Genomic DNA, 20,678 nt, shown 5'->3' with positions numbered 1-20,678 from the left:
CGCTCAGGCGACGGCCAGCTGCTGCGGCTCGGTCATCCAGGTCAGCGCCTCGGTCGGGCCGATCGGGGACGAGTACAGGTAGCCCTGGCCGTACGGGCAGCCGATGCCGGCGAGCACCTCCAGGTGCTGCGCGCTCTCGATGCCCTCGGCGACCACGGTCAGGTTCAGCGAGCGGGCCAGGCTGATGATGCCGGACACCAGGGTGAGCTGTTGCGGATCGTCCACGATGTCGTCGATGAACATCTTGTCGATCTTCACCACGTCGATCGGGCGCTGCCGCAGATAGCCGAGCGACGAGTAGCCGGTGCCGAAGTCGTCGATCGCGATGCGGACGCCCAGCTCCTGCAGCACCGCGAGATCCGCCCAGATCTGCTCGTCCGCGCCCATCAGCAGGGTCTCGGTGATCTCCAGCATCAGGGCCTGCGGCGGCACCCCGGCGTACTCCAGCGACGCGCGCACCTGGTCGACGAACCCGCTCTGCCGGAACTGCCGCACCGACACGTTGACGCTGACGTACGGCTGCCGGGTCCGGGGCAGGATCCGGCGCCACTGCGCCACCGTGCTCAGCGCCTCGTCCAGCACCCAGCGGCCCATCGGCACGATCAGACCGCTCTCCTCGGCCACCTCGATGAACTGGTCCGGCGCGATCACCCCGCGCACCGGATGGTGCCAGCGGACCAGCGCCTCGAAGCCGACCGCCTCGTCGGTGCCGAGATCCACGATGGGCTGGTACTGGAGCAGGAAATGGCCCTCGTTGACCGCGTGGTCCAGCGCCGACCGCAACTCCAGCCGCTCCACCATCGCGCCGTGCAGGTGGGTCTGGTAGCGCCGCCACTGGCCCTTGCCGGCCCCCTTCGCCACGTACAGCGCCAGGTCGGCCTGGCGCAGCAGCTCCTTCGCGGTGTGCGCCTCGGGCGTGGTGGTGATGCCGATGCTGGCGACCGCCTGCAGCGGCTCGCCGTCCACCAGGATCGGCTCGGTGAGCGCGGCCAGGATGCGCGACGCGGTCTCCTCCACCGCGCCCGGGTCCTGCACGTTCTCCACCAGCGCGGCGAACTCGTCGCCGCCGAGCCGGGCCGCGGTGTCGTCGGCCCGCAGCGCCCCGGAGATCCGCTCCGCCACCGCGACCAGCAACTGGTCGCCGACCGCGTGACCGAGCGTGTCGTTGACGATCTTGAAGTCGTCCAGATCGATGAAGAGCACCCCGACCACCGAACCGTCCCGGCCCGCCCGGGCCAGCGCGTGGTCCAGCCGGTCCGCGAACAGCACCCGGTTCGCCAGCCCGGTGAGCGCGTCGTGGAACGCCTGGTGGGTCAGCTCCCGCTCCAGCCGGCGCCGCTCGGTCACGTCCCGCATGGTGATGACCAGACCGGCCACGGTCTGGTCGCCGCGCAGGTCCCGGCAGTGCAGCTCCAGCGTCACCTCGGTACGCCGCCGGTCCAGCGCGCGGAAGTCCAGTCCCTGATCCGGCACCCGGCCCTCGCGCACCGAGGCCAGCAGGTCGGCCAGCCGCAGCCGGTCCACCGGGTGGATGACCTCGTACAGGCGCACGCCGGCCGGGTCACCGCCGAGGACCGTGGTGGCCGACGGGCTGGCGTACCGGATCCGGTCCTCGTCGTCCACGATCAGGATGACGTCCGAGGTGTTGAGCACCAGCGTCCGGAAGTAGGTCTCGCTGTTGCGCCGGGTCACCTCCTCGCCCAGCTCGATCCGTTCCAGGGCCAGCGCCACCTGGGTGGCCAGCACCTCCAGCGAGCGCTGCAGGCCGGGCAGGGCCCAGGTCGGCGCGCCCACGTGCAGCACGCCCACCAGCGGGTCGCCGGTGGGCCGGTCGCGCAGCACCAGCGGGCAGCGCAGCACCATGTTGAACTGGGTCAGCCGGACCGCCACCGCCCAGTCGACGTCCCGGGTGGCCACCAACCGGGCCGCGGTGCCGGACGCCCGGTCCTCGCCGGCCTGGGCCGCCACCGGGCCGGCCAGCGGCTGATCGGTCTGCGGGACGGCCAGGCCGAGCACCACCCGGTGCGGCACGTCCGCGGGCAGCAGCTGGGCCACGGCGGCCCGCACCGCGTTGCCCACCTCGTCCGCGTCGGTCGCCGACACCAGCGCCGCCGACGCCTCGCGCAGCGCACGTTCCCGGCCCACGGCCAGCCGGTGACTCGACATGATCCCGGCCATCCGCGCCAGCACCAGCAGGAAGGTGAGCGCGCAGAGGCCGCCGACCACGCCCAGGTTGGGCATCCGGCCGCCGCGCCACACCTCGATGATCAGCACGCTCGGGGCGACCAGCGACGCGGCCGCCAGCAACGCCAGCCGGACCGGCCCGATGTCGGTCGCGTGCATCGGCGCCGACCGGGTCAGCTCGGTCATCGACGGATGCAGCGCGGCCAGGCCGGCGACGGCGTACAGCGGGATCCGGCCGAACATGCCCAGGACCGAGTGGTCGCCCTGCGGTTCCAGCAGGTTGTAGCCGAACGCCGCGGTGAGCAGCGCGACCACGCCGACGGCCAGCATGCCGGTCGGCATCAGGCGGCGGCCGGACGTGGTCATCAGGCGGAACAGCAGCCCCAGGCAGAGCAGGTCGCCGATCGAGAACGCCATCCGGAACCACTCGTCGCCGTGCGGGAAGTCCAGGCCGGGCAGGCGCGGAGCGATACCGTACGCCCAGGCCAGCAGCGCCATCCCGGAGGTCAGCGTGAGCGCGTCCAGCACGCCGCCGCGGTCCCGCCGCCCGCCGGACCGGAACCGGATGAACAGCCCCAGCACCAACGCCAGCATCGGGTACACCGCCAGCATCATCCAGTTGCCCACCGCGGGCAGCCAGGACGGGGCGGCGAGCACCGACGACAGCGCGGCCACCACCGTGGTGCCGACGCTGGAGAGGACCACGGTGACCGCGAGCAGGCGCCACGGCACGGTGCGGCTGGGCCGGAACCAGCGCAGGCCCAGCACGATGACCCCGACGGTGGAGGCCCCGGCGACCAGGCGTACCGGCGTCTGCCAGGCGGGAACCAGCGCGAACCCCACGCACAGGGCCGTCATCCATGCGCCGAACAGGACGGCCGCCCACCGTGTCGGCATCCTGCTCCTTCCCGGGTCGTGTTGTCGCCGCGTTCGCCTGATCGGTCGCGAAGACGATCAACTGAGTGAAACCGGGCACAATGGGTGGGTGCTGGACTTCGTCACCGCCCATACCCGGCTCGCGCCGGTGCCCTTCGTCCCGGAACTCGTGCTGTACCAGGCCGACGAGCCGATCGCGCTCTGGGAACGCACCGAGGCCGGCGGCACCGAGCAGCCGCCGCCGTTCTGGGCGTTCGCCTGGGCCGGCGGCCAGGCGCTGGCCCGGCACGTGCTGGACCACCCCGAGCTGGTCGACGGCCGCGCGGTGCTGGACCTGGCCACCGGTTCCGGCCTGGTCGCGGTGGCCGCGGCCCGGGCCGGCGCGCGGCCGGTGACCGCCAACGACATCGACCCGTTGTCGCTGTCCGCGGCAGCGGCCAACGCGGCGGCCAACACGGTCGAGGTACGCACCGTGCAGGCCGACCTGCTGGACACCGACGAGCGGTACCCGGTGGTGCTCGCCGGCGACGTGTTCTACAGCCGCGAGATGGCCGGCCGGGTCCTGCCGTTCCTGCGCCGGGCGGCCGGCCGGGGCGCGCTGGTGCTGGTCGGCGACCCGGGGCGGGCGTACCTGCCGACCGACGGCATGATCCGGCGGGCCGGGTACGAGGTGCCGGTGGCCGAGTCGCTGGAGAGCGTGAATGTGCGGCACACCTCGGTCTGGCAGGTCCGGCCGGCGTGAGGTTACGGTGCGGCCATGGTGATCGAGGCGTACCTCTCCGCGGCGCGTACCGTCTCCGGCCTGCTCCGCGCGCCGGAGCTGGCGGACCGGTGGACTGAGCCCAGCGCGCTGGCCGGGTTCCGGGTCAGCGGCCTGGCCGGGCACCTGGCCCGCGGCGTCTTCACGGTGGAGAAGTACCTGTCCGCCGCCCCGCCGGCCGGCCCGCCGACGGTGGACGCGGCCGGCTACTTCCTGGCCGCCACCGACAGCGACCCCGGTTCCGCGACCAACCGGCAGATCCGGGAACGCGGCGAGGAGGACGCCGGCCCCGGCCCCGGCGACCTCGCCGACCGCTACGACGCGGCGCTGGACCGGCTGGCCGTCCGGCTCGCGCCGCTGGAGCCGGACCGCCCGGTGCCGATGCTCGGCGGCGCCGTGCTGACCCTGGCGGACTGCCTGGTCACCCGCATGGTGGAGCTGCTGGTGCACGCGGACGACCTGGCCCTGAGCATCGACGTGCCGGGCCCGCCGTTCGACGACCGGGCGGCCGACCTGGTGGTCGCGGCGCTGGCCCGGTGCGCGCGGCGGCGCCACGGCACCGCCCCGGTGCTGCGGGCACTGGCCCGCCGGGAGCGCGCGGACCGCCCGATCGCCGCCTTCTAAGGCGTGTTTCGGAGCGAACGGAGCAGAATGCCCGGCGTGACCAGCGTGCTCGGGTGGCGCTGCATGAACGTCACCTCGTCGAATCGCCGGGCCACCACCGGATCGACCTGCGCGGCGTCGACGATCCGGCGGGAGATCCACCGGGTCGCCCGGTACCCGCGCGGATAGGGCCCGTCGATGTGCGGCAGCGCCAGGTCGGCCCGGGTGGAGAACCCCCAGGCCGCGTCCACCACGATCCGCTGCCGCGCGAAGAAGCCGCGGGCCGGGGCCCGGACGTCATCAGAGCGGAGGTACGCGGACAGGCACGCCGCGTGCAGCGCCGCCGAACTCAGCCCCTGCGCGTAGATCGGGTTGAACGACGCGACGGCGTCACCGACGCTCACCACCCCGGCCGGCAGGCGCCGCACCGCGTGGTAGTCGCGGCGCCGGCTCTCCGCCAGGTGGAAGTTGGCCACCGGCCCGAGCATCTCCCCGGACACCACGTGGCCGAACTCGGGCGGGTACTCGTCGCGGCACCGGCGCACGAAGTCGTCCGCGGTCCGCCCGGGGCGGTGGTCCACGAACCCGGCCAGCAGCGCCATCCACCGGTCCCCCTCGACCGCGGCGAACGCCGCCCCGGCCGCCTCCGAGCCGTCCAGGGCGCCCCGCAACGCCAGCGCGGTCTTGGTCGGCGGGTCCGGCTCCGCCCGCCGGAACAGGGCGGTGGCGTAGTTGATCCGGATCGGCATCCGCCGCACCGGCGCCGCCTCCCAGCCGGCCCGCTCCAGCCAGTCACCCAGCCGGCTGGACCGGCCCATCGCGTCCACCACGAAGTCCGCCGGCTCGACCGTCTCGGCGTCCGGGCCGGCGCAGCGCACCCCGGTCACGGCGGCCCCGGTCGCCTCCAGCCCGGCCGCCCGGTGGCCGGCGAACGTCACGTTGGGCAGCGCCGAGGTGCGGCGGCGCAGCAGGTCCTCCAGGAACGGCCGGGTCAGGCTCAACGACTCCACCGGCGCCCCGGCCACCCGGCGGCGCCCGTTGCGGTACCGGGTCCGGGCGCTCGGCTCGACCAGCACGGCGCCCTCCGCCGCCGCCTGCCCGGCGAAGCCGGGAAACCAGCGGTCCAGCTGCGACCGGCCGCCGGGCTGGAGGACGTGCAGCTGGTTGCTGTGCGGCGCGCCGCTCCGGCTGCCGTCCGGGGCCGCCGCCCGGTCCGGTTCGAACACCACCACCTCGCGGGCGTGGTCGGCGAGCACCCGGGCGGCCAGCAGGCCGGCCACGCTGCCGCCGAGGACGACCGCCCGGTCGAACCACACCCGCGGCGCACCGGCGGGACCCGTCCCGCACAGGGCGTCGAAGATCGCGGCCGGGGACCGCCGACGGGCGATCAATCGGCCTCCCCGATCAGCTGGAGCAGGCCGAAGCCGTCGTCCACGGTGGCGTCCGACTCGGGCCAGCCCGCCGGGTCCTCCCGGTCGGTACGCGGCGACCGCATCAGCACCGCCGCCGCCACGTCGGCCCGGCGCGCGCAGAGCACATCGCGGCGCCGGCTGTCCCCCACCATCCAGCAGGACTCCGCCGGCACCCCGAGCGCGTCGGCGGCCAACCAGATCATCTGCGGATTCGGTTTGCGTACCCCGGCCTCGTCGCTGTAGATCTGCGCGCCGAACAGCGTGCCGACGCCGGCCCGGGTGAGAAAGTCGCGGTGCGCGGCGCCGCAGAGCGTGTTGCTCACCACGGCCATCGGAAGCCCCGCCTCGGCCAGCGCGCGCAACGCCTCCGGGATGCCCGGCCGCAGCGCCCACAAGTCCCGCCAGCACCACTCGTAACTCAGCCGGGCGGCGGAGGCCCGCACCGCCGCCCGCGCCGCCCGCGGCCAGTCCGCGGCCACGAACCGGTCCCAGACCTCGGCCTGCGGCAACTCGTCCGGGTGGTCCTCGTCGCGCCACCGCGCATAGGCGGCGTGCCCGGCGGTCAGGGCCCGCTGGATCTCGCCGGGCGGCAGCACCCCGCCGACCAGGTTGTGGATCCGCAGCACCAGATCGGGCGGCGCGGCCTGCTGCGGCGGTGCGTCCGCCAGCACGCCGCCGAAGTCCAGCAGCAGAGCGACGGGGAATGGCGGCATGGTGCCCAACCTATCGAAGTGGATTGACGCCCAGCGCCCATGCCCGGACGCCGCCCACGATGCCCGCCGTGTTCGGCACCACCACCACGTCGTCGCCCATCCGGGCGAGCTGGGCCGGCGTGATCAGCCGCGAGTTGCCGCCACCCAGGTAGACCCGGTCCCAGAGGAACACCGGCCGCAGTCCGTCCACCACGTTGCGGACCCGCCGCGACCAGAGCGCGTCGCCGAGCCGCCGCCGCTCGTGCTCGCCGATGTAGGTGTCGTAGCTCATCCCCCACCGCACCGGCGCCTGCGACATCTCCAGGTGCGGGGCCAGCGCGCCACCGTCGAACAGTGCGCAGCCCAACCCGGTGCCGAGCGTCAGGACCAGCTCGCACCCGGTGCCGGCGACCACCCCGGCGCCGTGCACCTCGGCGTCGTTGAGGACCAGCGTGGGCAGCCCGAACGCCTCGGCCAGCGCGGTCCGCGCATCGAAGCCGTGCCACGCCTCGAGCAGATCCGGGTCGACCTTGGTGCGTGGACCGCTCCGCGTCACGTAGTGCGGCGTCGCCACCACCACCCCGTGCCGCAGCATGCCCGGCATGCCGACCGTGACGCGGTCCGCGGTGGGCAGCCGCTCGCCCAACCCCAGCAGCGTCTTCACAAAAAGATCAGGATGCAGGGGGTACGGCGTCGGCACCCGCAGCGGCTGGGCCCGCATGGTGCCGGCCTCGTCCAGCACCGAACCCTTGATCCCGCCGCCACCGCAGTCGATCGTCAACGTGAATGCCACGTGGCCAGTCTGCAACGAGCACCCACATTTCCGACAGCCGACCGCCCGCTCACCCCGTTCCCCATCGGGCGTGTCGTTGCGGGGTGCGAGGCTCGTCCGTCACGCGACTTCGCCCGATATGCGGCCTCGTCCCGGCGAAATCTTGGAGGCCCGGGCGAATCTTGGAGCCGCAACGCCCCCCGGGGGGCCAGTGCGCGCCAAGATCTGGCCACGCCTCCAAGATCTGGTCGCCGCGGACCCGAGCGAGCGCCTTATCGGACATATCACCCGGGCCACCGGATCGAGCCGCTACCCGACAGCCGATCGGCGGCGCCGCGGCGACCGGTATCCTCGCGCCGATGTCCAGGACGATGCGGGTCACCACGCGAAATGCAAGCTTCCAGCAGTGGCAGGCGCTGCTGGCCAACCGCACCAAGCGGCAGCGGGCCGGCGAGTTCCTGGTCCAGGGCGTCCGGCCGATCACCCTCGCCGTCGAACACGGCTGGCCGATCCGCACCCTGCTGTACGCCGACGACCGGGCCCTGTCCGACTGGGCCCGCGACCTGCTCGACCGCACCGGGGCCACCCCGGTCGCGATGGCCCCGGACCTGCTCCGCGAACTCGGCGAGAAGGACGACGACACGCCCGAGCTGCTCGCCGTGGTGGCGCTGCCCGCGGACCGGCTGGACCGGGTGCCGGTGAGCCCGCGCCTGCTGGTCGTCGTGTTCGACCGGCCGGCCACCCCGGGAAACATCGGCACGCTGATCCGGTCCGCGGACGCGTTCGGCGCCTCCGCGGTGGTGGTCACCGGCCACGCCGCCGACCCCTACGACCCCAAGGCGGTACGGGCCAGCACCGGATCGCTGTTCGCGGTGCCGGTGGTCCGCGCCGACTCGCACCGCGCCGTGCTCGACTGGGTGGACGGGCTGCGCGCCGGCGGCCTGCCGGTGGAGATCGTCGGTACCGACGAGCGCGGTGCCGCCGACGTCGCCGACCACGACCTCACCGGCCCGCGGGTGCTGCTGGTAGGCAACGAGACGCACGGCCTGAGCGCGGGCTGGCGGGACGCCGCGGACACCATGGTCCGCATCCCGATCACCGGCGCGGCCAGTTCACTGAACGCGGCCACGGCCGCGACGGTCGTGCTCTACGAGGCGGCGCGCCAGCGGGCCCGCCTGCCCTGACCAGCCGGGCCTCCCGGGCGGCCCGGCTGGGGTTGCCGGCCCGGCTGGGGTTGCCGGCCCGGCTGGGGTTGCCGGCCCGGCAAGGGTTGCCGGCCCGGCAAGGGTTGCCGGCCCGGCAAGGGTTGCCGGCCCGGCTGGGGTTGCCGGCCCGGCTGGGGTTGCCGGCCCGGCAAGGGTTGCCGGCCCGGCTGGGGTTGCCGGCCCGGCAAGGGTTGCCGGCCCGGCTGGGGTTGCCGGCCCGGCTGGGGTTGCCGGCCCGGCTGGGGTTGCCGGCCCGGCTGGGGTTGCCGGCTCAGCTGACCTCGTCGGCCCAGACCCGCCAGTCGTCGAGGACGCCGTACAGCGCGGGCGTCAGCCAGCCCGGGGCGGACCGGCGGAACACGCCCGGATCCATCGCACCGGCACCGTCCGGCAGCGCCCCGACCAGGTGCGGCGCCAGCTCGCTCAGGTTGGCCCAGTGCACCAGCTCCGGCTCGGCCGGCCAGGCGCCGAGCACCACGCCGGCCGGCACCCCGCGACGGGCCAGCGCCTCCAGCGTCAGCGCGGTGTGGTTGAGCGTGCCCAGGCCGGCGCGTGCCACCACTATGGTGCTCACGCCCAGCGTGGTGGCCAGGTCGGCGAGCGTCCACGGGTCGCCCGACGGCCGGACCCCCATCGGCACCAGCAGCCCACCGGCACCCTCGACGAGCACCAGGTCGTGCTTCTCCGCCTCGGCGCGGATCGCGTCCACCACCTCGTACAGCTCGAGCGGCGGCTGATCGGCCACCCGGGCGGCGGCGAGCGGGGCCAGCGGTTCCGGATAGCTGGCGAGGGTGCGCGCGGTGTGCGGACCAGCGAGCCGGTTCACCAGGTCGATGTCGGTCGGTCCGCCCCCGGCCGTACCGGTCTGCCCCGGCTTGATGACGGCCACCCGCAGCCCGGCGGCCTGCGCCGCGGCGGCCACCGCGGACGTCACCACGGTCTTGCCGACATCGGTGTCGGTGCCGGTGACCAGCACGATGCCGCGCCACTCGCCGGACTCGGCGGGCCGGGCCGCGGGGCGGGCGGCCGGCTCCGGGGACTGGGCAGCGAGTTCGGCGGAGATCTCCTCGCTGAGCTGCTCACCGACCGCCGACGGGCCGGGACCGGCCGGTGCGTCCGGGATCGGCCCGACCGGCGCCGGCGACACCGGGATGGTCTCGGTGCCCGGCGACCCAGGGTCGATGCCCGGAAGTACCGGATCCGTGCCCGGGAGCCCCGGATCGGTGCCCGGCGGCGCCGGTTCCGCCGGTGCGGAGCCCGCGGGCGCCGGTTCCGCCGGAGCGGAGCCCGCGGGCGCCGCTTGCGCCGGAGCCGAACCCACAAGCGCCGCTTGCGCCGGAGCCGAACCCGGGGGTGCCGGGTGCACCGGAGCCGAACCCACAAGCGCCGCTTGCGCCGGAGCCGAACCCGCGGGTGCCGGGTGCGCGTCGGTTGTCACGGTGCACACTCCACGATCACGTCGAGGGCGCGGGCGAAGTCCGCATCCGCTACGCCCGCGTTGAGGGTGAGCCGCAGCCGCGAGGAACCGTCCGGGGTGGACGGCGGCCGGAAGCAGCCCACCGCGATCCCCCGGTCCCGGCAGTCCGCCGCCCAGGCCAGCGCGGCCTCCGGGCCCGGCGCCGGCACCGACAGGACCGCACCCGCCGGCCGGGACACCGCGAAGCCGGCCGCGCCCAGCCGAGCCACCGTCTCGCCGGCCCGGGCGGACAGCACCGCGCGCCGGTCGTCGGCCGCGCGGGCCAAGCGCGCGGCCGCCTGCACCCCGGCCACCACCGCGGGCGGCGGCGCGGTGTCGTAGATGAACGTGCGGCCGGTGTCGATCAGGTGCCGGATCAGCTCCGCCGGCCCGGCCACCACGCCGCCCGCGCCGCCGAGAGACTTGGACAGGGTGGCGGTGACCACCACGTCGGAGGCGCCGGCCAGGCCGGCCGCGTGCACGCCACCGGCGCCCGCCACGCCCAGGACGCCGAGCGCGTGCGCGTCGTCCACCAGCAGCAGCGCGCCGCGGGCCGAGGTCACCTCGTGCAGCGCGGCGAGCGGCGCCAGGTCGCCGTCCACGGAGAACACCGACTCGGTGACCACGACCGCGGGCCGGCCGGGCGCGGAGTCCAGCAGCGCGGCCACCGCGGCCGGGTCGGCATGCGGCGCGACCACGGTCTCGGCGCCGGAGAGCTTGCAGCCGTCGATCAGCGAGGCGTGGTTGTAGGCGTCCGAGACCAGCAGCGTCTCCTTGCCGGCCAGCGCCCGGACCGCGCCCAGATTGGCCAGGTAACCCGACGAGAAGACCAGGGCCTGTTCGGCGCCGAGCCAGCCGGCCACATCGGCCTCGAGCGCGGCATGCGCGTCGGTGGAGCCGCGCACCAGGCGGGAACCGGTGGCGCCCAGACCGTACCCCCGCAGTGCCGTGGCGGCCGCCGCGATCACCTCGGGGTGCCGCGACAGGCCGAGATAGTCGTTGCCGGCCAGGTCGACGACCTGGTCGTCGGCCGTCCGCGGGCGCAGCTGGCGGGTCAGCCCGGCCTTCGCCCGGGTCCGGGCCAGACGGTCCAGCGTCTCCAACCAGCCCGCCACAACGCCCGCCGCCCTTCGCTCCGCGGAACCGCCCCGTCCGGCCGTTCCGCGCCCAGATCGGGAAACTATCACCCGGCACCGACAGTTCCCCGGGACCCGCACGTCTGCGAAACCGTCGCACCCGCGCTGTAGGGTACGGGCATGTCAGCGATCCTCGACCGGGCCCGCGCCCAGGTTCTTGCAGACGGTGTGGGGCTCGACGAGGCGGGTGTGCTGGAGGTGCTGCGGTCGCCCGACGACGACCTGTCGGCGCTGCTGCAACTCGCGCACGAGGTCCGCATGCGATGGTGCGGCCCCGAGGTCGAGGTCGAGGGCATCGTGTCGCTGAAGACCGGCGGCTGCCCGGAGGACTGCCACTTCTGCTCGCAGTCCGGCCTGTTCACCTCGCCGGTCCGGTCGGTCTGGCTGGACATCCCGTCGCTGGTCGAGGCCGCGAAGCAGACCGCCGCGACGGGTGCCACCGAGTTCTGCATCGTGGCCGCCGTGCGCGGGCCGGACGCCCGGCTGATGGCGCAGATGCGCGACGGCGTCGCGGCGATCCGGGCGGCGGTCGACATCCAGGTCGCGGCGAGCCTCGGCATGCTCACCAAGGAGCAGGTCGACGAGCTGGTCGAGATGGGCGTCCACCGCTACAACCACAATCTGGAGACCTGCCGGTCCTACTTCCCCAACGTGGTGACCACCCATTCGTGGGAGGAGCGCTGGAGCACGCTCACCATGGTCCGTGAGTCCGGCATGGAGGTCTGCTGCGGCGGCATCCTGGGCCTGGGCGAGTCCGTCGAGCAGCGCGCCGAGTTCGCGGCCCAGCTGGCCGCGCTCGACCCGCACGAGGTCCCGCTGAACTTCCTCAACCCCCGGCCGGGCACGCCGCTCGGTGACCGCCCGGTGGTCGAGGGCAAGGACGCGCTGCGCGCGATCGCGGCGTTCCGCCTGGCAATGCCGAGGACCATCCTGCGGTACGCGGGCGGCCGCGAGATCACCCTGGGCGACCTCGGCACCCGGGAAGGGCTGCTGGGTGGCATCAACGCCGTGATCGTCGGCAACTACCTGACCACGCTGGGCCGTCCGGCGAACGCCGACCTGGAGCTGCTGACCGAGCTGAAGATGCCGGTCAAGGCGCTCTCCGCGACGCTGTGACCGCGCCGGAGGGCCGCACGGGCACGCCCACCGGCCCGGTGCCGTGGTGCGACCGGTGCGGCGAGGCCGCCGCCCAGGGCGATCACCGGACCTGCGCGGCGGCGCGGGCGCTGGAACCACCCCGGTTCTGCCCGGACTGCCGCCGCCGGATGAAGGTCCAGGTCGTGCCCACCGGCTGGACGGCCACCTGCGTGGAGCACGGTGACCGGCACGGCTGAGCCCGAGCCGCCGCCGCCGCCCGGCACGGCCGAGTCTGGGCCGCTCAAGGGCCGGTGGGTGACCGTGCGGCCGGCGGTGGAGGCCGACGTGCCGCGGCTGGCCGAGATCCGGGCCACCCCCGAGGTGTACGCCCGGTGGCGCGGCGACGACGACCTGGCCGCCGAGATCCGCGGGTCGATGGCCGAGCTGGGCGCCGCCTACCTGGCGATCGAGTGGGACGGCCGGGTGATCGGCGCGATCCAGTGGGCCGCCGAGGAGGACCCGGAATACTCGCACGCCAGCATGGACGTGTTCCTCGACCCCACGGTGCACGGACGCGGGCTCGGCGAGGACGCCGTGCGTACCCTCTGCGCCCATCTCGTCGACGACCACGGCTTCCACCGCCTGGTGATCGACCCGGCGGCCGACAACGCCGCCGCGATCCGCTGCTACACCAAGGTCGGCTTCCGGCCGGTCGGCATCATGCGCCAGTACGAACGCGACCCGCACGGCTGGCACGACGGCCTGCTGATGGACCTGCTGGCCGCCGAACTCGTCCGCTGACCGGGGTGGCTACTCCTCGTCCGACTCCGCGCGGGGCAGCGGACGCAGGCGTACCCGGGTGATGGCCCGGCCGGTCACCTCCACCACCTCCGCGGTGAAGTCGGGCAGCGTCACCACCTCGCCGGGCTCGGTCGGGATGTGCCCGAGCACCGCCAGCACCATCCCGGCGACCGTGGTGTAGTCGCCCTCGTCCGGCACGGTCGTCTCGTACCCGATGTCGGGCAGGTCGTGGATCGGGAACGAACCGGGCATCAGCAGCGCGCCGTCCGGTTCGCGTACCACCGCCTGCACGTCCCGGTCCGTCTCGTCGTAGATCTCCCCGACGATCTCCTCGACCAGGTCCTCCATCGTGATGATCCCGTCGATGGCACCGCGCTCGTCGACCACCAGCGCCAGCTGGTGACGTTCCAACCGCAGGCCCTTCAGCGCGTCCGACACCCGCAGCGTCTCCGGCAGGAACAGGCCCGGCCGCGCCAGGTCGTCCACCGGCCCCTTCGCCTCCACCAGGTCACGCAGGTGCACCACGCCGATCACGTCGTCCAGGCCGGCCGGCCCGACCACCGGCGCCCGGGAATGGCCGCTGTCCAGCAGCGTCCGCAACGCGTCGGGCGCCGGCGTGCCGGTGGGCAGCGTGAGCACGTCGCGGCGGGGCACCAGGATCTCGCGCAGGATCCGGTCGGCGATCTCGAAGGCACCGCTGATGATGGTCCGCTGCTCGGCGGAGAAGTCCTGCTGCGCCGCCACCATGTCGCGGATCTCCTCGGTGCTGACCTCCTCGCGCTGGGCCTTGGGGTCGCCGCCGGTGAGCCGCACCACCAGATCGGTGGCCACACCGAGGAGCCACACCGCCGGGCGGGAGATCACCGACAGAATGTCCAGCGGGCGGGCCACCAGCAGGGCCCATCCTTCGGTACGTTGCATCGCGATCCGCTTCGGCGCCAGCTCCCCGATCACCAGCGTGACGAACGTCAGCGCCATCGTCACCAGCACGATGGCGGCCGGTTCCGCCGCCGCGCCGAGGAAGCCGAGCGGCTCCACCAGCGGCTTCGACAACGACACGGCCGCCGCCGCCGAGGCGAGGAAGCCGGCGAGCGTGATGCCGATCTGAATGGTCGCCAGGAATCGGTTCGGGTCGCGGCTGAGCCGGGCCAGCACCCGCCCGCGCCGGGACTGCCGCTCCAGCCTCTGGACCTGACTCTCCCGCAGCGACACCAACGCCATCTCGCTGCCGGAGAATGCCGCGTTCACCAGGACCAGCACGAGCACGAGCACGACCTGGCCGCCTACGCCGTTCATTCCCCACGTCCCTCGGGAGCATCGATCACGAAGGCACCACGCTAGCGACCGCGGGCCCGGCCCGCCGGGCGGCAGGCGGAGAAGCCCGTCCCGTTTTCCGCCACACCCCGTGCCCGTACGCCGAACCCGGTGGCGCGCCTCTCCCCCGCCGTAGGGCGCAGCCGCGGGTCAGAAGCGGGCGAAGGAGCGGATCGGCATGCGAGGGCCGTAGCGCGGCGCCATGATGCCGCCGGCCGCCAGCAGGTCACACACCCGGCCGCGATGTCCCCGGAACGGCTCCAGCAGCTCCAGCATCCGGGCGTCGGTGCCGCGCGCCTCGCCGGCCAGGGCCCACGCCACCGTGTTCGGGATGTGGTAGTCACCGACGCTGACCGCGTCCGCGTCGCCGTACACGGTGCGGACCACCTCGGCGGCGGTCCACGGGCCGATGCCGGGCAACGCCACCAGCCGGCGGGTGGCGTCGGCCGAGTCGGGGCAGCGTTCCAGCCGGTCCGCCACGAGCGCCGCTCGCAGCAGCGTCTCGGTCCGGCGCTGTTCGACGCCGAACGGGTGGAACGTCCAGTACGGGGTCGCGGCCACGGCGGCCGGGTCGGGCGGCAGGGTGAGGTCGGCCGGGCCGGGCGCCGGTTCGCCGAAGTGCCGGACGATCGCCCGGTACGCCCGGTGCGCCTCGGTACCGGTGACCTTCTGTTCCAGGATCGCGCGGAGCAGCCGGTGGAAGGTCAGGCCGGTGGCGGGCATCCGTACCCCGGCGAAGGTCCGGGCCAGCCGCGCGATCAGCGGGTGCCGCGCGGCGAGGGCCGGGAAGCCGGCCGTCTCGTCGCGCAGGCCGGCGATCGCGTCCGCGCGCTCCACCAGCCAGGCCGCCCCCGGCCCGTGGCCGGTGGCGGTGAGTTCGGTGCGGGAACAGCTCAGGTGGAGGGTGCCGGGCCCGTCGGGGGTACGCGCGGCGAGCCGGAAGTCGCCGCCGTCGATGCGGGCGCACGGGTCGTGGCGTACCGCGATCAGGGAACGGACCGACGGGCCGAACCGGTAGTGCTCCGGCGGCGTCAGCCGTCGGGTCTCCGGTGGCGCGCTCACCCGCGCCACTGTGCCACCGATCCGGCCCGGCGGCCAGACCTGGGTGCGGACATGCCGATGGCCCTGACCGCGCTCCCGGTCAGGGCCATCGGGGGGCGACCGCGGACACCCGAGTTGGTCCGTGTCGCCTCGTACCGGAGCTGTCTTCCCGGCCCGACCGGTCCCGCGCCTCCTTTCGTCAGCCGTTTCCGTTGTCGTGCCGTGCCGCGGTGCCGTCCTCAGGGGGGTGGACGGCGTACCGGTCACCGACGGGGGGTCCCACGCGGTACGGCGACCGACAGGTAACGCCGTACCGCGGGGTTCGGATCCCGGTGCTGCGGCAGTGCTCCGTGTGTTCGGTGGAGGATGCCTGTCTTACCGCTGCCGGCCGCCCTGCTGCTGGCCGCCCTGCTGCTGGCCGTTGTCGCCCTCGGCCTGCTCGTCGCCGGCCTGCTCGTTCTGGCCCTGGTCGCCGCCCTGGTCACCCTGGTCGCCAGCCTGGTCACCCTGGTCGCCGCCCTGGTTGCCCTGGTCGCCAGCCTGGTCACCCTGGTCGCCGCCCTGGTCACCCTGGTTGCCCTGGCCCTCGTCGTCGTTGTTGCCGCCACCGCCGACCTGGATGCGGACCGCATCGAACGCCGGGGTCTGGTTGGCGCGCTCCATCATCGGGATGCGGTGCGAGCCGTCACCGGCCCACGAGGCGCACTGCGCGGTGCCTTCCTCCGGGAGACCCGTCACATTGATGGTGACCTGGTCGGGGGCCGCGCCACCGCGCCGGTCCTCGGTCGCCACGAAGAAGGCGGGTACCGGTGCCGGGTCGGGCGCCTCGTCGGTGCTGGCCAGCATGCGGCAGGCACTGTGGAAGTGGCCGCGGACGAGACCGCCCTGCAGCACCGAGCTCTCCACGTAGTAGCCGCCCTGGCCGGCCGCGAGGAACCGGTCCCGGATCAGGTTGCGGGTGCTGACCTGAATGGTGAACGCCTCACCGACGTTCACCTGCTCGGGCGCCTCGGTGATCAGCAGCGACGGGTTGTTCGCCGCGGCGCCGACCTCACCGAACTCGGTGGAGACGCACCGGTTGCCGATCTGGAAGCCGTCGTGCGGGGCCAGGTCGCTGGTCTCGCAGGTGTTGGTCAGGATGCCGAGACCGGCGCCGGGGGGCGGCTGCGGCGGGTTGTTGCCACCGTTGTTGCCGCCGTTGTTCCCGCCGTTGTTGCCGCCGGGCTGGCCACCGTTCTGACCCTCGCCGGCCGCGGTGTCCGGGCTGGCGCCCGGCGAGGCGTTGCCGCCGGTGTTGCCGCCGTTGTTGCCCTTACCGGCGTTCTGCATGACCCACTGCCGGCACCGGCTACGCATCTGTTCGGTGGTCGGCACGCTGCCGGCACCGTCGTCCGCGTGCTGCGTGGTGCGGCCCTTGTTGGTCTTGTAGGTGCCCCGCTTGGTCTCCGTCGACAACTTGCTCGACTTCGGCGCCTGGATGTTGTTGCAGGCAGCGAGGGCGCGCTGAGTGGAGCGGCGCGTGCTCGCGTCCGACACCTGTGTGACGGTCACGATACCGCCGAACGCCACGAGGGTGGCGACCGCGGCGATGATGCGGCGCCGGCCGGAGAACCACTTCGAGGACGATGATTCGCGCCGGTACTTTGACCTTCGCATGGTGACACCTTTCTTTGACACACGTGGCGGCGTTGGAGCCGGCCGAGGGGTCATGCCGTACGGCCTGGTCGGCTGGCCAGGTCCGGAACCGGACGCGGGCTACCGCGCTCGGACGATGCGCATGGTGGAGATCACGCCGGCGACGAGGGCGACGGCGAGAACGAGGAGAATGACCGACGTGTTCATGCCGGGCACCCCGCCGGTGCCGGTGGCCGCGGCGAGCATCTGCCCGTCCACCGGTACCGGCCCGGAATCCGCCTGCGGCGGAGGCGCCGTCGGCAGCGAGCCGTAGTTGACCAGTCCGCTGCTCTCCAGCAGGGTCAGGTGGGTCATCACGAACTGGTTGGTGTCCTGGGCGAGCTTCCGAACGGCGTCGTTGCGGGTGCTTGCCCGGATCGTCGCGATGGCCGGGAAGATCGCCCCGTGTGCGGCGCGGAGCCGGTCGACGTAGACCTGGTCGAACGTGGTGGCGTTCGCCGCCTTCATCTCCGCGAGCCAGCCCTCCTGCTGCCGGGTCGGCCTGTTCGGCAGCGCCAGGCCCAGCTTCTTGGCCGCGTCGATGGCGAGCTTGTCCAGCACCACGTGCTGCGCGGAGATCGCCTTGCCGATCTCCACGACCCGCGGGTCCTGCGACTTCGCCTGGGCCATGTTGCCCGCCGGAACCTCCCACAGCCCGGCGAGACGCACCTTCACCACGAAGTCACGGTCGGCGGCGGACACCGAGCCGGTGCCCTTGTTCGTCATGCCGGTCCGCGGCGGCACCGGCACGCCGTCCGCCGCGCGGGCCGGGGCCACCGGCGCCAGCAGGAACAGCAGGACGGTTGCCACGGTGCCCACAAGCCAGCGATTCGACCGGCGCGTAGAGCGGGCGGCAAACATCTTTTGACACCTCCGACAATGATTTGCGGACGACTTGAAATCTAAGTTCAGGGCTAACCTAGATCAATAGAAATGCGACGCTCTTAGGTACGACTTAAAGAGGATTTACAGGTTCCGGAAAGTAGCCGATCAGTAGCTGTAGTCAGCTCCGCCGCCACTTTCCTCCGAGTCCTCGTCGTCGTCCGCCGGAGGCGCGACAGGCTTCGAGATCTTGGGCAGGCACGTCAGATTCTTCGTGCCGTCCCCGTTCACCACGAACCATTTCCCACCGACATTCTGGCCTTTCCACGTACCGGCCTTCTTGTCGCCGATGTACCGGTATACCGGCCACTTGCCGATGGTGAGCTGCTTGGTGCCGTCCGCGCGGGTCACGGTGCCCACGTCCTTCGGGTCGACGCCCTTCAGCTTGGGCTTGCCGTCCTCGGTGAGAGCGGGCGGCCACACCTTCGCGCAGTCGCCGTTGCACCGGGACTCGACCGCGGGCTTGATCTTGTCGTCGTCGAACCGGTACAGCACGAAGCCGTCCTGGTCGGTGACGGCGTTGCCCATCCGCTTCACGGGCGCCTCGGTCAGCTCCGTGGTGATCTCGTCGTCATCCAGCTTCGGGGCCTTGGCCTTCTCGGCCGCCTTGTCCTTCTCCTTGTCGGCGGCCTTGTCGGCGGCCTCGGCCTCCTCGGCGGCGTCGTCGTCCTCGGCGACGATGTCGTCCTCGGGTGCGGACGTGGCGTCGACCGCGTTGGCGGCCGGCTCGGCGCCCCCGCCCCCGTAGTCCGCGGCGTTGTACCCCGCGGGCGCGCAGCCGGCCAGGGCGAGCGCCGCCGCGATTGCGGCGCCGACGACCTTCAACTTTCGCTTCTCGGGTACCACGGGAGCCCTCCAGCTTGGATGTCACTGCGTTTCCGGGCTGTAGTACGCGGTACGCCTGCGCGCGGTTGAACAATCGGCGCAATCAATTTCCAGGTTTTTCGGTTGAACCCTTCGAGCCGCCCGTACGTAATTGAACGGACCTCCGCACCACTCGGTCGCCCGCCGTGGTGGCGGACGCGCCGAGCGTCACGAAAAACCCGGCCGCCGTGGCGACCGGGTTTCCGTATTACGTGCGATCAGGATGTGGTGGTGACCAGTGTCTCGGTCTCACCATCCGGCGTGACCGCCTGGATCTGCAGGTGGGCGATTCCGGAACGCGGCAGTGCGGTGACCGCCGGTAGCATCAGCACCTTCGGGTTGGCCGCGGTGCCCCAGCCCTTCTCGCCCACCGTCCAGGTGGACAGGACGTCGGAGCCACCGTCGGTGCGCACCGCCACCAGCCGGCAGGTCAGCGGGCCCTTGATGTTGGAGACGGCGAACTGCACCTGGGTGCCCCAGTCCTTCGGCTGCAGCGCCGCGTCGAGACGCACCCCGCTGCGCGGGTCGGTGCTGCCGACCCGCTCACCGGTCAGGTCCGGGCCGCCGACCCCGGTGCCGTCGCCCAGCGGCAACGGGTCCAGTTGCGCCGGCCCGTTGGGACGCTGCGCCTGGGTCGGGTTCGACCGCTCCTCCGGCGCCAGCCACTCGGCGCCCGCGAACAGGGCACCGATGGAGAGCATCGCGAAGACGACCACGGCGGCGGCCAGCGAGTAGAGGCGCCGGCTGTTGGCCCGGCGGCGTTCCCGCTTCACCTCACCGATCATCGACTTCAGCACGAGGCCGTCGCGGCGCGACTCCTCCGTGGCCACCAGGGCCTCCGCGTCGACGTCGGCGAGGACGTCGGCCACCTGCAGGAAGGACTCCAGCTCGATGGCGCAGGTGCCGCACTCGATGAGGTGGTCCTCGAACCGCGCCGCGTCGTGCTCGTCCAGCACGCCCAGCGCGTACGACGCCACATCGAAGTGCTGATCCTGGGTCATTCCGTCACCCCCCGCTGCTGCAGGGCCGTACGCAGGGCCCGCAGGGCGTAGTACACACGTGACTTCGCCGTCCCCAGGGGCAGGCCAAGCACCTCCGCCGCTTCCGGGACGGTACGCCCGCGGAAGTAGGTCTCGACCAGGATCTCCCGGTGCGACTGACTGAGCGCCTTGAGCGCGTCGGTCACCGTCATCAGCTGCAGCACACGGTCGGTGTCGTCGGCCGAACTCGGGAAACTCTCCAGCTCCCGGTCGTACGTTTCCGGCGGGCGCGCGCTCACGCTGCGGTGGTCGTCGATCGCGATCCGCCGCGCCACCGTCACCAGCCAGGGCCGCAGGGACTGCTGCCCCTGAGCGCCGAGCCGGTGCGCGTTGCGCCATGCCCGCAGCAGCGTCTCCTGCACGATGTCCTCGGCGCGCTGCCGGTCACCGCCGGTCAGCCGCAGCACGAACATCAGCAACGGCCCCGCGTGTTCCTCGTACAGCATCCGGACCAAGGTGTCCTCGTGGTCCGCCGGGCTCGACGCAGCTTCGTGTCGAGGAGCCTGTCGCGGAATCACCGCACCATCATTGTCCGCACCACGGCCTCCGTCGAGAGCCTGCCACCGTCCACCGGATCGCTGCTGCGTCATCACGCACACCCCGTCCGGCGTGAGCCGTTCCATGACTGACGCATGCATCGATTCCTCCTGCCGGTGCTATCCCCGTCACCACAGTTACGGGCGGGGACCACCGGGGGGATCAATGCAAGCGGGAAATTTTCCGGAAACACGGCAGAGCCGCTGGTGAGGGGTGATAGCAAGGTTCCTCCGGGTTCCGGGCAGGGGGCCTACCGGCGCGGAACGATCGCTATCGATCCATGTGCGCCGATATGTGCGGTGGAGCACGCGAATAATACTCAGCAGCGGTCCCAACGCGAAGTGCCACCGCG

19 protein-coding genes are annotated in these 20,678 nt (G+C 73.2%); 6 read left to right on the top strand and 13 right to left on the bottom strand.

What is annotated here, in order from left to right; translation table 11 throughout:
- Positions 1-3 precede the first annotated feature (3 nt).
- Positions 4-3,081, bottom strand: a complete 3,078-nt coding sequence (locus LDL48_RS25375; RefSeq protein ID WP_225257720.1) for a putative bifunctional diguanylate cyclase/phosphodiesterase — start codon at positions 3,079-3,081, stop codon at positions 4-6.
- An 88-nt stretch (positions 3,082-3,169) separates the two neighbouring features.
- Between LDL48_RS25375 and LDL48_RS25370 the strand changes: the two genes are divergently transcribed.
- Positions 3,170-3,802 (top strand): class I SAM-dependent methyltransferase, encoded by a 633-nt coding sequence (locus LDL48_RS25370; protein WP_225257719.1) that lies wholly within the window; start codon positions 3,170-3,172, stop codon positions 3,800-3,802.
- 15 nt (positions 3,803-3,817) lie between these two features.
- Positions 3,818-4,444, top strand: a complete 627-nt coding sequence (locus LDL48_RS25365; RefSeq protein ID WP_272493090.1) for a maleylpyruvate isomerase N-terminal domain-containing protein — start codon at positions 3,818-3,820, stop codon at positions 4,442-4,444.
- Here LDL48_RS25365 and LDL48_RS25355 read toward each other — a convergent pair.
- Genes LDL48_RS25355 through LDL48_RS25345 form a run of 3 tightly spaced genes read right to left on the bottom strand, consistent with a single transcriptional unit; the run spans position 4,441 to position 7,320 of the window.
- Entirely contained in the window at positions 4,441-5,814 is a 1,374-nt protein-coding gene (locus LDL48_RS25355; protein ID WP_225257718.1) for an FAD-dependent oxidoreductase, read from the bottom strand. The genes LDL48_RS25365 and LDL48_RS25355 overlap by 4 nt on opposite strands.
- The gene (locus LDL48_RS25350; RefSeq protein WP_225257717.1) at positions 5,811-6,548 is read right to left on the bottom strand and encodes an HAD family hydrolase; all 738 of its coding nucleotides are present in this window, start codon (positions 6,546-6,548) and stop codon (positions 5,811-5,813) included. Before LDL48_RS25350 ends, LDL48_RS25355 begins: the two co-directional genes overlap by 4 nt.
- A 10-nt stretch (positions 6,549-6,558) precedes the next feature.
- Positions 6,559-7,320 (bottom strand): ROK family protein, encoded by a 762-nt coding sequence (locus LDL48_RS25345; RefSeq protein ID WP_225257716.1) that lies wholly within the window; start codon positions 7,318-7,320, stop codon positions 6,559-6,561.
- 338 nt (positions 7,321-7,658) lie between these two features.
- Here LDL48_RS25345 and LDL48_RS25340 point away from each other — a divergent pair, with 338 nt between their 5' ends.
- A complete protein-coding gene (locus LDL48_RS25340; RefSeq protein WP_225257715.1) occupies positions 7,659-8,483 on the top strand; it encodes a TrmH family RNA methyltransferase in 825 nt (274 codons plus the stop codon).
- Between the two features lie 292 nt (positions 8,484-8,775).
- On the opposite strand, the gene bioD is transcribed toward LDL48_RS25340, so the two are convergent.
- Together bioD and LDL48_RS25330 are read right to left on the bottom strand one after the other, a co-directional pair.
- Entirely contained in the window at positions 8,776-9,483 is a 708-nt protein-coding gene (gene bioD / locus LDL48_RS25335; RefSeq protein WP_225257800.1) for a dethiobiotin synthase, read from the bottom strand.
- Positions 9,484-9,938: 455 nt separating this feature from the next.
- Positions 9,939-11,075 (bottom strand): 8-amino-7-oxononanoate synthase, encoded by a 1,137-nt coding sequence (locus LDL48_RS25330; protein ID WP_225257714.1) that lies wholly within the window; start codon positions 11,073-11,075, stop codon positions 9,939-9,941.
- A 141-nt stretch (positions 11,076-11,216) separates the two neighbouring features.
- Between LDL48_RS25330 and bioB the strand changes: the two genes are divergently transcribed.
- Genes bioB through LDL48_RS25315 form a run of 3 tightly spaced genes read left to right on the top strand, consistent with a single transcriptional unit; the run spans position 11,217 to position 12,974 of the window.
- Positions 11,217-12,212, top strand: coding sequence for a biotin synthase BioB (bioB, locus tag LDL48_RS25325; protein ID WP_225257713.1), 996 nt, complete (start codon positions 11,217-11,219; stop codon positions 12,210-12,212).
- Positions 12,209-12,430, top strand: coding sequence for a biotin synthase auxiliary protein BsaP (bsaP, locus tag LDL48_RS25320; RefSeq protein WP_225257712.1), 222 nt, complete (start codon positions 12,209-12,211; stop codon positions 12,428-12,430). The genes bioB and bsaP overlap by 4 nt, the downstream gene beginning before the upstream one ends.
- Positions 12,414-12,974: a GNAT family N-acetyltransferase gene (locus LDL48_RS25315; RefSeq protein WP_225257711.1), complete on the top strand. Its 561-nt coding sequence runs from the start codon at positions 12,414-12,416 to the stop codon at positions 12,972-12,974. The genes bsaP and LDL48_RS25315 overlap by 17 nt, the downstream gene beginning before the upstream one ends.
- A gap of 9 nt (positions 12,975-12,983) precedes the next feature.
- Here the strand turns inward: LDL48_RS25315 and LDL48_RS25310 are convergent, their stop codons facing one another.
- The 7 genes from LDL48_RS25310 to LDL48_RS25280 all read right to left on the bottom strand — a co-directional run bounded on the left by LDL48_RS25310 (position 12,984) and on the right by LDL48_RS25280 (position 20,427).
- Entirely contained in the window at positions 12,984-14,270 is a 1,287-nt protein-coding gene (locus LDL48_RS25310) for a hemolysin family protein (protein WP_225257710.1), read from the bottom strand.
- Between the two features lie 168 nt (positions 14,271-14,438).
- The gene (locus LDL48_RS25305) at positions 14,439-15,350 is read right to left on the bottom strand and encodes a DNA-3-methyladenine glycosylase family protein (RefSeq protein ID WP_225257709.1); all 912 of its coding nucleotides are present in this window, start codon (positions 15,348-15,350) and stop codon (positions 14,439-14,441) included.
- 354 nt (positions 15,351-15,704) lie between these two features.
- Positions 15,705-16,985 carry a Pecanex-like protein 1 gene (locus LDL48_RS25300; protein WP_225257708.1) on the bottom strand — a complete coding sequence of 427 codons (1,281 nt, stop codon included), beginning with the start codon at positions 16,983-16,985 and terminating at the stop codon, positions 15,705-15,707.
- 99 nt (positions 16,986-17,084) lie between these two features.
- A complete protein-coding gene (locus tag LDL48_RS25295) occupies positions 17,085-17,822 on the bottom strand; it encodes a DUF4142 domain-containing protein (RefSeq protein WP_308016489.1) in 738 nt (245 codons plus the stop codon).
- 171 nt (positions 17,823-17,993) lie between these two features.
- Positions 17,994-18,710, bottom strand: coding sequence for a COG4315 family predicted lipoprotein (locus tag LDL48_RS25290; RefSeq protein ID WP_225257706.1), 717 nt, complete (start codon positions 18,708-18,710; stop codon positions 17,994-17,996).
- A 257-nt stretch (positions 18,711-18,967) separates the two neighbouring features.
- A complete protein-coding gene (locus LDL48_RS25285) occupies positions 18,968-19,750 on the bottom strand; it encodes an anti-sigma factor (RefSeq protein ID WP_225257705.1) in 783 nt (260 codons plus the stop codon).
- On the bottom strand, positions 19,747-20,427 hold the full coding sequence (locus LDL48_RS25280) for a sigma-70 family RNA polymerase sigma factor (RefSeq protein WP_225257704.1): 681 nt from the start codon (positions 20,425-20,427) through the stop codon (positions 19,747-19,749). Before LDL48_RS25280 ends, LDL48_RS25285 begins: the two co-directional genes overlap by 4 nt.
- Between the last annotated feature and the right edge of the window lie 251 nt (positions 20,428-20,678).

Origin of the sequence: Jidongwangia harbinensis, from assembly GCF_020216025.1 — a bacterium.
Classification (GTDB): Bacteria; Actinomycetota; Actinomycetes; order Mycobacteriales; family Micromonosporaceae; genus Actinoplanes; species Actinoplanes harbinensis.
The sequence above is the reverse complement of the archived record's forward strand: the minus strand, read 5'-3'. Positions and strand labels throughout refer to the sequence as shown.

Excerpts from the sequence above, each read along its gene's own strand:
- LDL48_RS25375 (WP_225257720.1), bottom strand. The coding sequence starts at position 3,081 with ATGCCGACACGGTGGGCGGCCGTCCTGTTCGGCGCATGGATGACGGCC.
- LDL48_RS25365 (WP_272493090.1), top strand. The coding sequence starts at position 3,818 with ATGGTGATCGAGGCGTACCTCTCCGCGGCGCGTACCGTCTCCGGCCTG.
- LDL48_RS25350 (WP_225257717.1), bottom strand. The coding sequence starts at position 6,548 with ATGCCGCCATTCCCCGTCGCTCTGCTGCTGGACTTCGGCGGCGTGCTG.
- LDL48_RS25340 (WP_225257715.1), top strand. The coding sequence starts at position 7,659 with ATGTCCAGGACGATGCGGGTCACCACGCGAAATGCAAGCTTCCAGCAG.
- bioB (WP_225257713.1), top strand. The coding sequence starts at position 11,217 with ATGTCAGCGATCCTCGACCGGGCCCGCGCCCAGGTTCTTGCAGACGGT.
- LDL48_RS25310 (WP_225257710.1), bottom strand. The coding sequence starts at position 14,270 with ATGAACGGCGTAGGCGGCCAGGTCGTGCTCGTGCTCGTGCTGGTCCTG.
- LDL48_RS25300 (WP_225257708.1), bottom strand. The coding sequence starts at position 16,985 with ATGCGAAGGTCAAAGTACCGGCGCGAATCATCGTCCTCGAAGTGGTTC.
- LDL48_RS25285 (WP_225257705.1), bottom strand. The coding sequence starts at position 19,750 with ATGACCCAGGATCAGCACTTCGATGTGGCGTCGTACGCGCTGGGCGTG.
- LDL48_RS25280 (WP_225257704.1), bottom strand. The coding sequence starts at position 20,427 with ATGCATGCGTCAGTCATGGAACGGCTCACGCCGGACGGGGTGTGCGTG.